General features: G+C 72.3%; 1 protein-coding gene. It reads left to right on the top strand.

Annotated features, from left to right (window positions below; translation table 11 throughout):
• Nucleotides 1-15,639, top strand: a 15,639-nt coding sequence (locus ACZ5CR_RS24375; RefSeq protein WP_468860738.1) for an SDR family NAD(P)-dependent oxidoreductase, incomplete at its 5' end; no start/stop codon positions are given.
• Nucleotides 15,640-15,661 lie beyond the last annotated feature (22 nt).

Below are 15,661 nucleotides of genomic sequence, written 5' to 3'. Positions count from 1 at the left end.
CTGAGTGAGGCCACCGGTGTCGCCCTGCCCGCCACGCTGGTCTACGACTACCCCAACGCCGCGGTCCTGGCCGCGTACCTGCGGACCGAACTGTCCGGCGTCGTCCCCACCGCCTCCACGTCCGTGGCCGTGTCCAGCGCGACCGATGAGCCGATCGCGATCGTGGCGATGGCCTGCCGTTTCCCGGGTGGTGTGTCGAGCCCGGAGGAGCTGTGGGACGTAGTCCTGTCGGGTGGGGACGCGGTGTCGGAGTTCCCGACCGATCGTGGTTGGGACCTGGAAGCGTTGTACGACCCCGACCCGGATGGGGTGGGGACCTCGTATTCGCGTTCGGGCGCGTTCCTGGAGGACGTGGGCGCGTTCGACCCGGCGTTCTTCGGGATCTCGCCGCGTGAGGCCCTCGCGATGGACCCCCAGCAGCGACTGCTCCTGGAAACCTCGTGGGAGGCGTTCGAGCGGGCAGGGGTCGACCCGAACTCGCTGCGCGGTGAGCGCGTCGGCGTGTTCGTGGGATCGAACATGCAGGACTACGGCTGGGTGCTCGGCGCGGCTGCCGACGACATGGGCGGCTACGTGGCGACCGGCAACGCGGCCAGCGTGGCCTCCGGTCGCCTGTCCTACACCTTCGGTCTTGAGGGACCCGCGGTGACGGTGGACACGGCGTGCTCGTCGTCCCTGGTGGCTCTGCACCTGGCGGTGCAGGCGCTGCAGAGGGGCGAGTGCGAACTGGCCCTCGCGGGTGGCGTGACGGTGATGTCCACGCCGACCTCGTTCGTCGAGTTCAGCCGCCAGCGCGGTCTCGCTGTGGACGGCCGCTGCAAGGCGTTCGCCGCCGGCGCCGACGGCACCGGCTGGGGTGAGGGCGTCGGCATGCTGTTCGTCGAGCGGCTCTCGGACGCTCAGCGCAACGGCCACCAGGTACTTGCCCTCGTGCGTGGTTCGGCGGTGAACCAGGATGGCGCGTCCAACGGCCTGACCGCGCCGAACGGTCCCTCGCAGCAGCGCGTCATCCGCCAGGCCCTGGCGAGTGCGGGCCTGGAATCGGCCGACGTGGACGTGGTCGAGGCACACGGCACCGGCACCAAGCTCGGCGACCCGATCGAGGCCCAGGCGCTCCTCGCCACCTACGGTCAGGACCGCCCCGCCGACCGGCCGCTGTGGCTCGGCTCGATCAAGTCGAACCTTGGCCACACGCAGGCCGCCGCCGGTGTCGCCGGTGTGATCAAGATGGTCATGGCCATGCGACACGGCGTACTGCCCAAGACCCTGCACGTGGACGAGCCCTCGCCCCACGTCGACTGGTCCGCCGGTGCGGTGGAACTCCTCACCGACGAGCGCGAGTGGCCCGCCGCGGACCGGCCGTGGCGGGCGGGTGTGTCGTCGTTCGGGTTCAGCGGCACCAACGCGCACACCATCATCGAGCAGGCTCCCGTGGTGGAGCAGGCGGAGGCTCCGGCGCCGGTGCCTGACGGCGGTCTTGTGCCGTGGGTGTTGTCGGCGCGGAGTGCCGAGGCGCTGCGGGAGCAGGCGGCGCGACTCAAGTCTTTCGCGGACACGGCTCCTGAGCTGACCGTGGCGGACGTGGGCCGTGCGTTGGTGTCCTCGCGGGCGGTGCTTGAGCACCGCGCCGTGGTGGTCGGTGCGGACCGGTCGGAGCTGCTGGCCGCTCTGGCGGCCGTGGCCGAGGGACGGTCGACCGGCGCGGCGGTCGCAGGGGTCGCCGATGAGCCTGGTCGGTTGGGTTTCCTGTTCTCGGGTCAGGGGTCGCAGCGGCTGGGCATGGGGCGTGAACTAGCCTTCCGCTTCCCGGTGTTCGCTGCGGCTCTGGACGAGGTTCTTGGCGCGTTCGATCCGCAGGTGCGGGAGGTGTTGTTCGGTGAGGATGCCGACGCCCTGAACGAGACGGGGGTGACGCAGCCTGCGTTGTTCGCGGTCGAGGTCGCGTTGTTCCGGCTTCTTGAGTCGTGGGGTGTGCGCCCCGACATGCTGGCGGGCCACTCGATCGGTGAACTGGCCGCCGCGCATGTGGCGGGTGTCTGGTCGCTGACCGACGCCGTCAAGGTGGTGTCGGCGCGTGGTGCGCTGATGCAGGCGCTGCCGTCCGGTGGCGCGATGGTCGCGATCCAGGCGTCCGAGGCCGAGGTCGCCTCCGATCTGCCGGAGACCGTGGGCATAGCAGCTGTGAACGGCCCGACGTCGGTGGTCGTTTCCGGTGTCGCCGCTGACGTAGAAATGATCGCGGAGCGCTGGCGCGAGGCGGGCCGCAAGGTGTCTCGCCTGAAGGTCAGTCACGCCTTCCACTCGCCGCTCATGGAGCCGATGCTCGACGACTTCAGCCGGGTCCTTGAAGGCATTTCGTACGAGACGCCCGTGCTCCCGATCGTGTCGACGCTGACCGGTGTCCGCGCGTCCGCCGAGGAGCTGACGTCTCCGGAGTACTGGGTGCGGCACGTGCGCGAGTCGGTGCGGTTCGCCGACGCGGTCGGCACGCTCGTCGCCGAGGGTGTGGGCACGTTCGTCGAGGTCGGCCCCGGTGGGACGCTGTCCGCGCTGGGCCAGGAGTCCGCGCCGGAAGCAGCTTTCGTACCCACGCTGCGTGGCGATCGCCCGGAGGCGGTGGCAGCCACGACGGCCGCCGGACAGCTGCACGTGCGCGGCGTCCGAGTGGACTGGGACGTGTTCTTCTCCGGTCACAGTGCACGGTGGGCGGACCTGCCGACGTACGCCTTCCAGCGCGAGCGCTACTGGCCCGACGTGCAGCCGATCATCGGAAACGTCGCGGCGGCCGGGCTCGGTGCCGCCGAGCACCCGCTCCTTGGCGCGACCGTCACCCTCGGCGGCACGGACGGTGTGCTGCTGACCGGCCGCCTGTCGGTCCAGACCCACCCGTGGCTGGCCGATCATGAGATTTTGGGCTCGGTGCTGCTGCCCGGTACGGCGTTCCTGGAGCTGGCGGTACGTGCGGGTGACCAGGTCGGGTGCGATCTGGTCGAGGAGTTGACGCTGGAGGCGCCGCTCGTCCTGCCGGAGAACGGTTCCGTGCGGGTGCAGGTGTGGGTCGGTGCCGAGGACTCGTCGGGCAGGCGTGAGCTGAGCTTCCACTCCAGCGTGGGTGACACCGACGACGGCCGTTCGTGGACCCGCCACGCCACCGGCGTGCTGGGGGCGGCAGGTCGCTCCGTCGGGGCCTCGCTGGTCGAGTGGCCGCCCGCAGATGCGGAGGTCGTCGACCTCGACGGCTACTACGACCGTATGGTCGAGGGTGGCTTCGGCTACGGACCGGTGTTCCAGGGGCTGCGGTCGGCTTGGCGCAGCGGGGACGAGATGTTCGCCGAGGTCGCGCTGCCGGACGGTGTGAAGGCTGAGGGCTTCGGCCTGCACCCGGCGCTGTTGGACGCGACGCTGCAAGCCATCGGGCTGATGGGCGAGGCCGACGCTCCCGGGAAGCTGCCGTTCGCATGGTCGGGTGTGCGGCTGCATGCCTCGGGTGCGACGGCGTTGCGGGTGCGGTTGGTGCCCACAGGCGCTGACGGAGTGGCACTGACGGTCGCGGACGGCTCCGGTGCTCCGGTGGCCACGATCGACTCGCTGGTGCTGCGCCCGGCCGCACCGGTCCAGGGCGCCGGTGACGACCGAGACGACGCGCTGTTCGGCGTCGACTGGGTCTCGGTGCCCCTGTCCGACAGCGACGTATCGGCAGACGTACCGGCAGACGTACCGACGGTCGAGTGGACCGACCTGGAGGCACTGGCGGACTCGGCGGAACTGCCTGACTTCGCCGTTCTGCCGTGCCCGGTCACTTCTGGGTCCGACCCGGTCGCCGGTGCGCATGAAGCGGCGTACTGGGCGTTGAACACGGTCCAGTCCTGGCTCAATGACGAGCGGTTCGACGCGTCACGCCTGGTCATCGCGACCAACGGCGCGATCGGCGCCACGGACGATGAAGACGTACGTGACGTCGCGCAGGCGGCGGTGTGGGGTCTGGTGCGCTCCGCCCAGTCGGAGAACCCGGACCGGATCGTCCTGGTGGACCTCGATGAGGAGACCGCCTCGCTGGACGTACTGCCGTCCGCGCTGGCCACCGGTGAGCCGCAGTTGGCGGTGCGAGCAGGCGCTGCCAGGGCACCGCGCCTGGCCAGGGCCCGCCGGTCCGTGGTGGACGACCCGGGCTTCGGTTCGGGGGCGGTGCTGCTGACCGGTGCGACGGGCACGTTGGGTGGCCTTGTCGCCCGGCACCTGGTCGCGGAGCGAGGCGTACGGAATCTGCTCCTGGTGAGCAGGCGCGGCGCCAGCGCCGAGGGTGCGCAGGAACTGCGTGCCGAACTGGTCGCGCAGGGCGCCGAAGTCACGTATGTGGCATGTGACGTGGCTGACCGCGAGGCCCTCAAGGCACTGCTTGCCGAGCACGAGATCTCCGCCGTCGTACACACCGCCGGTGTGCTGGACGACGGCACCATCGGCTCACTGACTCCGGACCGGATCGACACCGTCTTCCGGCCCAAGGTCGACGCGGCCTGGAACCTGCACGACCTGACCCGCGACCTGGACCTGTCCGCGTTCGTACTCTTCTCGTCCGCCGCCGGTGTGTTCGGTGGCGCGGGTCAGGGCAACTACGCGGCCGCCAACGCGTTCCTGGACGCGCTCGCCCAGCACCGCCGCGCGGCCGGTCTTGCCGCGACGTCGCTCGCGTGGGGCCTGTGGGCCTCGGGCGGCGGCATGGCGGGCAGCCTCGACGAGGCCGACGTACGGCGGATCACCAGCGGCGGCGCGATCCCGATCGGCGCGGCCCAGGGCCTGGCGCTGTTCGACGCGGCGACCTCCACAGGGCGTGCGCTCCTCGCGCCGGTTCCCCTGGACCTGTCGGTTCTGCAGAAGCAGGCCCGCTCCCACCCCGTACCGCACCTCTTGCGCGGCCTGGTGCGTGGCACCGCGCGCAGGACCGTCGACCCCGCCGCCGCTCGGACCGCCCTCGCGCAGTCCCTCGCCGGCATGACCGAGGCCGAGCGCGAGAAGGCACTGCTCGACCTCGTCCGTACCACCGCCGCCGCTGTGCTCGGCCACAGCTCGGCGCACGCCGTCGCACCCGGCCGCGCGTTCCAGGAACTGGGCTTCGACTCGCTCAGCTCCGTCGAACTGCGCAACCACCTCAACGCCGCCACCGAGCTGCGCCTGCCCGCCACGCTGGTCTTCGACCACCCGAACCCGGCCGCTCTCGCCGCGTTCATCGGCACCGAAATCGCGGGCGTGCCCGTCGTCGTGGCGCCCACCCGCAAGACCGGCGCCGTGACCGACGAGCCGATCGCGATCGTCGGCATGAGCTGCCGCTACCCCGGCGGCGTGAACTCGCCCGAGGACCTGTGGCGACTCGTCCTGAACGGCGACGACGCCATCAGCGAGTTCCCCGTCAACCGCGGCTGGGACCTGGACGCGCTGTACAACCCGGACCCCGAGCACATCGGCACCTCGTACACCCGCGAGGGCGGCTTCCTGCACGACGCCGACCTGTTCGACCCGACGTTCTTCGGGATCTCGCCCCGCGAGGCCCTCGCGATGGACCCGCAGCAGCGCCTGCTCCTGGAGACCTCCTGGGAGGCCTTCGAGCGGGCCGGTATCGCCCCGGAGACAGCGCGGGGCAGCGCGACCGGCGTGTTCGCGGGCGTGATGTACCACGACTACGTGGCCCGACTGCGTTCCGTCGCGCCGGACGTCGAGGGCTACCTCGGCACCGGCGGGGCGGGCAGCGTCGCCTCCGGGCGCGTCGCCTACGCACTGGGCCTAGAGGGGCCCGCCGTCACCGTCGACACCGCGTGCTCCTCGTCCCTCGTGGCCCTGCACTGGGCGATCCAGGCACTGCGCCAGGGGGAGTGCTCGATGGCGCTCGCCGGTGGTGTCGCCGTGATGGCGAGCCCGGCGACCTTCGTCGACTTCAGCCGCCAGCGCGGCCTGTCCGCCGACGGCCGCTGCAAGTCGTTCTCCGACGACGCCGACGGGACCGGCTGGGGCGAGGGCGTCGGCATGCTCCTCGTGGAGCGGCTCTCGGACGCCCGCCGCAACGGACACCCCGTCCTTGCTGTCATCCGTGGTTCCGCGGTGAACCAGGACGGCGCGTCCAACGGTCTCACCGCGCCCAACGGCCCGTCGCAGCAGCGCGTCATGCGACAGGCGCTCGCGAGCGCGGGCCTCACGCCGTCGGACGTGGACGCGGTCGAGGCACACGGCACCGGCACCACGCTCGGCGACCCCATCGAGGCCCAGGCCCTCCTTGCGACCTACGGTCAGGACCGCACCGGTGAGCCGCTGTGGCTCGGCTCGATCAAGTCGAACATCGGCCACACGCAGGCCGCCGCCGGTGTCGCCGGTGTGATCAAGATGGTCATGGCGATGCGGGAAGGTGTACTGCCGCAGTCCCTGCACGTCGGCGAGCCCTCAACGAACGTGGACTGGTCCGCGGGCGACATCGAGCTCCTGACCGAGGCCAAGGCGTGGCCGGAGACCGGTCGCCTGCGCCGGGCCGCTGTGTCGTCGTTCGGCGTGAGCGGGACGAACGCGCACACCATCATCGAGCACGTACCGAGCGAGGACCGCCGCCCGGCCCCGGTCAGTGGCGCCCCGGTCGGCGGCGCTCCGGCCGACGGCGCCCTGCCGTGGGTACTGTCCGCACGGAGCCCGGAGGCGCTGCGCGAGCAGGCGATCCGGCTGCGCGAGCACGTCACGGGCGAGAGCGCGGGCCGGCCGGGAGCCGGTGCGCTGGACGTCGGCTACTCATTGGCGACGACGCGATCGGCCTTCGACCACAGGGCTGTTGTCGTGGGCGACGACCGCACGACGCTCCTTGACGGGCTCACCGCACTGGCCGAGGGACGGCCGTTCCCCGGACTGGTCGCCGGGTCCGTCGCCGTGGGCGGTGTGGGATTCCTGTTCTCGGGTCAGGGTTCGCAGCGGCTGGGCATGGGGCGTGAACTGTCCGCCCGTTTCCCGGTGTTCGCTGCGGCTCTGGACGAGGTTCTTGGCGCGTTCGATCCGCAGGTGCGGGAGGTGTTGTTCGGTGAGGATGCCGACGCCCTGAACGAGACGGGGGTGACGCAGCCTGCGTTGTTCGCGGTCGAGGTGGCGTTGTTCCGGCTTCTTGAGTCGTGGGGTGTGCGCCCCGACATGCTGGCGGGCCACTCGATCGGTGAACTCGCTGCGGCGCATGTGGCGGGTGTCTGGTCGCTGACCGACGCCGTGAAGGTGGTGTCGGCGCGTGGTGCGCTGATGCAGGCGCTGCCGTCCGGTGGCGCCATGGTCGCGATCCAGGCGACCGAGGACGAGGTCGCCGTGGACCTGCCGGAGACCGTCGGTGTCGCCGCGGTCAACGGCCCCACCTCGGTGGTCGTCTCAGGGATCACCGCCGATGTGGAGACGGTCGCGGAGCGCTGGCGCGAGGCGGGCCGCAAGGTCACCCGCCTTCGCGTGAGCCACGCCTTCCACTCCCCGCTCATGGAGCCGATGCTCGACGAGTTCCGCCAGGTCCTCGATGGCGTGTCGTACGAGACGCCCGTGCTCCCGATCGTGTCGACGCTGACCGGTGTCCGGGCGTCCGCCGAGGAGCTGATGTCTCCGGAGTACTGGGTGCGGCACGTGCGCGAGTCGGTGCGGTTCGCCGACGCCGTCGGCACGCTCGTGGACGAGGGCATGGCGACCTTCGTCGAGATCGGCCCGGGCGGAACGCTCTCCGCGCTTGGCCAGGAGTCGGCTCCGGAGGCCGGGTTCGTCCCGGTGCTGCGCAACGACCGCCCGGAGGAGCCCGCGCTGGTCTCCGCTGTGGCCCAACTGAGCACGTGGGGCGCACGGGTGGACTGGGAAGCCTTCTTCGCCGGTCGTGGCGCGCGCCGCGTCGACCTGCCCACGTACGCGTTCCAGCACCAGAGCTACTGGCTGGACGCCGGGGTGTCGGCAGGCGACCTGGACGCCGCGGGGCTCGGCTCGGCCGGTCACCCGCTGCTCGGCGCGTTCGTCGACACGGCCGACTCGGACGGGCAGTTCTTCACCGGCCGGTTGTCGGTGGCGACCCACCCGTGGCTGGCCGATCACGTGATCCAGGGCTCGATCCTGCTGCCCGGCACGGCGTTCCTCGAACTGGCGGTGCGCGCCGGTGACCAGGTCGGGTGCGACCTGGTGGAGGAGCTGACGCTGGAGGCGCCGTTGGTGGTGCCCGAGCGCGGTGGCGTACGGGTGCAGGTGCAGGTCGGCGTGTTGGACGAGTCCGGTCGGCGTTCGGTGACGGTGCACGCGCGGGACGACGGCGGTGATCTGTGGGTGCGGCATGCGAGCGGTGCGCTCGTGAGCAGCACCGAGGTGCCGTCGGCCGACGTCGGCGCCTGGCCGCCGGCCGGGGCCAAGGCCGTGGACCTCGATGGTCTCTACGACCGCATGGCCGACGGCGGTTTCGGCTACGGGCCGGTGTTCCAGGGACTGCGGGCCGCGTGGCGCAAGGGCGACGAGGTGTTCGCCGAGGTCGCGCTGCCGGACGGCGCGGGAGTGGACGGCTTCGGTCTGCATCCGGCGCTCCTCGACGCCTCGCTGCACGCCATCGGCCTGATGGGCGAGACGGACGGTCCCGGCAAGCTGCCGTTCTCGTGGTCGGGCGTACGACTGCACGCCTCGGGCGCGACGGGACTGCGGGTGCGGTTGACGCCCGCGGGGTCGGACGGGGTGTCATTGGCGGTCGCGGACGGCTCCGGCGCTCCGGTGGCCACGATCGACTCGCTGGTGCTGCGGCCGGTGACGGCGGCGACGCTGTCGCGGCAGGGCCTGGATTCGCTGTTCCGCCTGGACTGGGTGCCCGCCGCCGTGTCGGCCGGGAGTACCGGTCCGGTGGCGGAGTTCGCGGACTGGGCGGCCGTGCGATCGGCGCTCGACGCGGGCGAGTCGCTGCCGGAGAACGTCGTGGTGCGGTGCTCCGAGTCCGGCGACGTGGACGGCGTGCGCTCTCGGACGCTGAGTGCCCTGGAGCTGGTGCGGGCCTGGCTGGCCGATGACCGGTGCGTGGCGTCGCGGCTGGTCCTTGTGACGCGTGGCGCTGTCGCCGTGGGCGCCGAGGACGACGTGGCGGACCTGGCATCGGCCGCGGTGTGGGGACTGGTGCGGTCCGCCCAGTTGGAGGACCCGGATCGCCTCGTCCTTGTGGATGTCGACGACGATGACGGCTGGCGGTCGGCGCTCGCGACGGGCGAACCCCAGGCCGTCGTGCGGGACGGTCGGGTGTTCGTGGCCCGTCTGGCGCGGGTGCGGCCCGAAGTGGCCGACACCGACCCGGCGTTCGGCCCGGACAGCTCGGTCCTTGTGACCGGCGCGTCGGGTGCCCTCGGCGGTCTCGTCGCCCGGCACCTCGTCGGCAGCCACGGCGTCGGACGCCTGGTCCTGGCAAGCAGGCGCGGGGCGACGGCGGAAGGCGCCGAGGAACTGCGTGCGGAACTGCTCGCGCAGGGCGCCGACGTGACGTTCGCGTCGTGCGACGTCGCGGACCGGGACGCGCTGGCCGCGCTCCTCGCCGAGCACCCCGTGACGGCCGTCGTGCACACCGCCGGTGTGCTCGACGACGCCACGATCGGCTCGCTGACCCCGGACCAGGTCGACACCGTGTTCCGGCCCAAGGTCGACGCGGCGAACCACCTGCACGAGCTGACCCGCGACCTGAACCTGGACCTGACGGCGTTCGTGCTGTTCTCCTCGGTGGCGGGCACCCTGGGCGCGACCGGCCAGAGCAACTACTCGGCGGCCAACGCGTTCCTCGACGGCCTTGCCCGGCGCAGGCGCGCCCAGGGCCTGCCCGCGACATCCCTTGCCTGGGGCCTGTGGGCCGACGGCATGGGCGCCAAGGTGGCGGATGCCGCCTCGACCGGCCTGTCCGCCGAGGAGGGCGTCGCGCTGTTCGACGCCGCGGTCTCCGGGACCGACCCGGTCGTCGTACCGATGCGGCTCGACCTGCGGGCCGTACGGGAACTCCCGGTGATACCGCCGGTGTTCAGCGGCCTGGTGCGGACGACGACCCGCAGGGCGGCGGAGAGCGGAGGCGACCCCGCCGCGGCGCTCCGCGACCGCCTCGCGTCGCTGGCCGATGACGAACGCGAGCGGGTGCTCCTCGACCTCGTCCGCACCCAGGCCTCAGCGGTGCTCGGCCATGCCGGTCCCGAGGCGGTCTCGCTCGGCCAGGCATTCACCGAGCTGGGCTTCGACTCGCTGACCGCCGTCGACCTGCGCAACCGGCTCAACCTGGCCACGGGCCTGCGCCTGCCCGCCACGCTGGTCTTCGACTACCCAACCCCCGCGGCACTCGCCGGGTTCATCGGTACGGAGTTCGCGGGCGCCCCCGTCGTCGCGGCACCCACCGCCACGGCCGTGGCCGTGACCGACGAGCCGATCGCGATCGTCGGCATGAGCTGCCGCTACCCCGGTGGCGTCCGCTCGCCGGAGGACCTGTGGCGACTGGTCTTCGACGGAGCCGACGGCATCACCCCGTTCCCGACCGAGCGCGGCTGGGACATGGAGGCCCTCTACGATCCCTCGGGCGAACGCGACGGCAGCTCCTACACCCGCGAGGGCGGCTTCCTGCACGACGCCGACCTGTTCGACCCGACGTTCTTCGGGATCTCGCCCCGCGAGGCCCTTGCCATGGACCCGCAGCAGCGGCTGCTCCTGGAGACCTCCTGGGAGGCCTTCGAGCGGGCGGGCATCGACCCCAGGTCGCTGCGGGGCAGCGCGACCGGCGTGTTCGCGGGCATCATGTACCACGACTACGCCTCCCAGCTGCACGGCGTGTCGAAGAGCAGTGAGGGCTTCCTCGGTACGGGCAACGCGGGCAGCGTGGCGTCCGGCCGCGTGTCCTACACGTTCGGCCTCGAAGGCCCCGCGATGACCGTGGACACGGCGTGCTCGTCGTCGCTCGTCGCGCTGCACCTGGCGGCGCAGGCACTGCGGTCGGGGGAGTGCTCGCTCGCGCTCGCGGGTGGTGCCACCGTCATGGCGACGCCCGGCGCGTTCGTCGACTTCAGCCGCCAGCAGGGTCTTTCCGCCGATGGCCGGTGCAAGTCGTTCTCCGCCGATGCCGACGGCACCGGCTGGGGCGAGGGCGTCGGCATGCTCGTACTGGAACGTCTCTCGGACGCCCGGAGCAACGGACACCCGGTGCTCGCGGTGGTCCGTGGCTCGGCGATCAACCAGGACGGCGCGTCCAACGGGCTCACCGCTCCGAACGGCCCTTCGCAGCAGCGGGTCATCCGCCAGGCGTTGGCGAGCGCGGGCCTGACGCCGTCGGACGTGGACGCGGTCGAGGCGCACGGCACCGGCACCACGCTGGGCGACCCGATCGAGGCGCAGGCGCTGCTCGCCACCTACGGGCGGGACCGTGCGGGTGAGCCGCTGTGGCTGGGCTCGCTGAAGTCCAACATCGGCCACACTCAGGCAGCCGCGGGCGTGGGTGGCGTCATCAAGACGGTGATGTCACTGCGGCACGGCGTACTGCCGAAGACGCTGCACGTAGGCGAGCCCTCGCCGCACATCGACTGGTCGGCGGGCGCCGTGGAACTCCTTACCGAGGCCAAGGCGTGGCCCCAGGCGGACCGGCCCCGACGGGCGGGAGTGTCCTCCTTCGGCTTCAGCGGCACCAACGCGCACGTCATCATCGAGTCCCCGTCGGACATCGACACGCCCCAGGCCTCCGAGACTCCCGACGCGCCTACCGGTCCGTGGCTCCTTTCCGGCCGCACCGAGAGCGCCCTGCGCGACCAGGCGGTGCGACTGCGCGACCACTTGGCCGCGCGGCCCGACGTCGACCCGGCGGAGGTCGCCCGCGCGCTCGCGACCTCGCGGTCCGGGTTCGAGCACCGACTCGCCGTCGTCGGCCGTGACGTGGCCGACCTGACGGCCGGACTCGCCGACGCCGCCGAGGGACGGCCGGGCAGCGGAGTCGTGCTGGGTGTCACGGATGAGCACCGGGTCGGCTTCCTGTTCTCGGGTCAGGGTTCGCAGCGGCTCGGTATGGGCCGCGAACTGGCCTCCCGTTTCCCCGTGTTCGCCGCGGCTCTGGACGAGGTTCTTGGCACGTGCGATCCGCAGGTGCGTGAGGTGTTGTTCGGCGAGGATGCCGACGCCCTGAACGAGACCGGGGTGACGCAGCCCGCGCTGTTCGCCGTCGAGGTCGCGCTGTTCCGACTCCTTGAGTCGTGGAACATCCGGCCGGACGTGCTGGCCGGGCACTCGATCGGCGAGTTGGCCGCCGCGCACGTGGCCGGTGTCTGGTCGCTTGCTGATGCCGTGAAGGTGGTGTCGGCGCGTGGTGCGCTGATGCAGGCGCTCCCCGCGGGCGGGGCCATGGTCGCGATCCAGGCGACCGAGGACGAGGTCGCCGCGGACCTGCCGGAGACCGTCGGTGTCGCCGCGGTCAACGGCCCCACCTCGGTGGTCCTCTCAGGGATCACCGCCGATGTCGAGGCGGTCGCCGAGCGGTGGCGCGCGGCGGGCCGGAAGGTGTCTCGCCTGAAGGTCAGTCACGCCTTCCACTCACCGCTGATGGAGCCGATGCTCGACGACTTCCGCCGGGTACTTGACGAGGTGTCCTACGAGGCACCCACCATCCCGATCGTCTCCACACTGACGGGCAGGTCGGCCTCCGTACAGGAGCTGGGTTCGGCCGAGTACTGGGTGCGGCACGTGCGCGAGTCCGTGCGGTTCGCCGACGCCGTGGCCGACATGGGCGCGGACGTCCTCGTCGAGATCGGCCCCGGTGGCGTGCTGTCGGCGCTCGGGCAGGAGTCCCTGCCGGACGCGGCCTTCGTACCGGTGCTGCGCGGCGACCGGGCGGAGGACGGCGCCCTCATGACGGCGCTCGCCGAACTGCACGTGCGCGGCGTGCACGTCGACTGGGCCGGCTACTTCTCCGGCAGTGGCTACGGCGTGGAACTGCCGACGTACGCCTTCCAGTACCAGCGGTTCTGGCCCGACACGAGCGTGCGACCCGCCACCGACGCGAGCGGGCTCGGTCTCGGATCCGCCGACCACCCGCTGCTCGGCACCGCGGTCGCGCTCGCGGACGAGGACACCGTCCTGCTCACGGGCAGGCTGTCGCTGCGGACGCATCCGTGGCTCGCCGAGCACGAGATCATGGGGTCGGTCCTGCTGCCCGGCACGGCGTTCGTCGAGCTTGCGGTACGCGCCGGTGACCAGGTCGGTTGCGCCTCGGTGGAGGAGCTGACCCTTGAGGCGCCGCTGGTGCTTCCCGAGCACGGCGGTGTGCAGGTCCAGGTACGGGTCGGCGCGCCGGACGAGTCAGGACGGCGTCCGGTCGCGGTCCACGCCAGGGACGAGAGCGGCGACCTGCCGTGGGCCCGGCACGCGAGCGGTTTCCTCGCCGGTGACGGCGCTGCTCCCGCCGACCTCGGTGAGTGGCCGCCGACGGGCGCGGAGACCGTGGACCTCGACGGTTTCTACGACGGAATGGCCGACGGCGGCTTCGCCTACGGCCCGGTGTTCCAGGGCCTGCGGTCGGTGTGGCGCAAGGGCGACGAGGTGTTCGCCGAGGTCGCACTGCCCCAGGACACGGCCGTCGCCGGGTTCGGCGTGCACCCGGCACTCCTCGACGCGGTGCTGCACACGGTGGCGTTCGGCGTGCTGCCCCCGGTCGAGCACGGACGGCTCCCGTTCGCGTGGACGGGGGTCCGCCTGCACGCCGAGGGCGCGACGACGCTGCGGGTGCGGGTGACCGCGGTCGGGCCTGACGCGGTGGCCCTGGCCGTCGCCGACGGCTCCGGAGCCCCGGTCGCGACCGTGGACTCGCTGGTGCTTCGCGCGGTGTCGCCGGGTTCGCTGGAGACGGCACGCGGGCACGAGTCGCTGTTCCGGCTCGACTGGGTGGCCGCTGCGGCGGCGACCGGGAGTGCCGGTTCCGTGGCGGAGTTCGCGGACTGGGGCGCCGTGCGAGCGGCGCTCGACGCGGGCGAGTCGCTGCCGGAGAACGTCGTGGTGCGGTGCGCGCGATCCGGTGAGGTGGACGCGGGCGTGGTGCGTCGGCAGGTGCACACCGCGCTCGAACTGGTGCAGGGCTGGCTGGCCGACGACCGCTGCGAGGCGTCGCGTCTCGTGCTGGTGACCAGCGGCGCCGTGGCGGTGGGTGCCGAGGACGACGTGGCGGACCTGGCATCGGCCGCGGTGTGGGGTCTGCTGCGGACGGCGCAGGCGGAGAACCCGGACCGCTTCGTCCTCGTGGACGTCGACGACGAGGACAGCTGGAAGCCGGCCGTCGTGGGCGCGGAGCCCGAGCTGGCCGTACGCGCCGGTGAGACGTTCGTGCCCAGGCTCGTGCGGACCCGTCCCGCAGTGGAGGAGGGGGCGGGCTTCGGCTCTGGGCCGGTCCTTGTGACCGGTGCGAGCGGGATGCTCGGCGGCCTCGTGGCGCGGCAACTGGTCGTACGGCACGGGGTGCGGCAGCTGGTGCTCGCCAGTAGGCGCGGTCAAGTAGGCGCCCTGCGCGGTGAATTGGAAGCGTTGGGTGCCGAAGTCGCCGCCGTGGCGTGTGACGTGGCGGACCGGGACGCGGTGGCGGCGCTGCTCGCCGAGCACCCCGTGACGGCCGTCGTGCACGTGGCGGGTGTCCTGGACGACGGTGTGATCGGGTCGCAGACTTCCGAGCGCATCGACACGGTGTTCCGGCCCAAGGTCGACGCGGCGTTGAACCTGCACGAGCTCACCCGCGACCTTGACCTCTGCGCGTTCGTGCTGTTCTCGTCCGCGGCGGGCACGCTGGGCAACCCCGGCCAGGCCAACTACTCCGCTGCCAACGCGTTCCTGGACGCGCTCGCCCAGCACCGGCGAGCACAGGGCCTGCCCGCGACGTCGCTCGCGTGGGGCCTGTGGGCCGGAGAGGACGGCATGGGCGCCCGGATGGCCGAGGGTGGCGCCGCGGGCCTGTCCGCCGACGAGGGCATGGAGCTGTTCGACGCGGCGGCACTGGGCGATGACCCCGTCGTCGTACCGATGCGGCTCGACCTGCGGGCCGTACGCGAACTCCCGGTGACACCGCCGGTGTTCAGCGGCCTGGTGCGTACGACGGCTCGCAGGACGGCGGAGATTGGGGTCGACCCCGCGGCAGCACTGCGGGACCGGCTCGCGGCGCTGCCGCCGTCCGAGCGGACGTCCGCCCTGGTGGACGTGGTGTGCACGCACGTCGCGGCCGTACTGGCGCTCCCCGGCGCCGGAGCGGTCGACGAGCGGCGCGCGTTCACCGAGCTGGGCTTCGACTCGCTGACCGCGGTCGAACTGCGCAACCGCCTCGGCGCCGCCACCGGCCTGCGCCTGCCCGCCACCGCGATCTTCGACTACCCGACCGCGCTCGACCTGGTCGGCCACATCGCGGACGCGCTCGTCATCGAAGAGCCCGACGGGGTGGCACCGCTGCTCGCCGAGCTGAGCCGCATCGAGGCGGGCCTCGCCTCGATCAAGCCCGGCGACGACGAAGACGACCGGGTCGGCGCCCGTCTGTCGGCGCTCCTCGCCGTGTGGCGCGACAACCGTGCCGACGCCGCCGCGCAGGAGTCCGACGACCTGGAAGCCGCAACGGACGACGAGGTGTTCGACCTGCTCGGCAAGGAGTTCGGCATCTCCTGACCTGCCCGCTCCCCCCGGCCAC

This window comes from Streptomyces sp. NPDC031274 (assembly GCF_055570235.1).
Note: the sequence above shows the minus strand (reverse complement) of the source record. Positions and strands in the feature narration are given on the sequence as shown.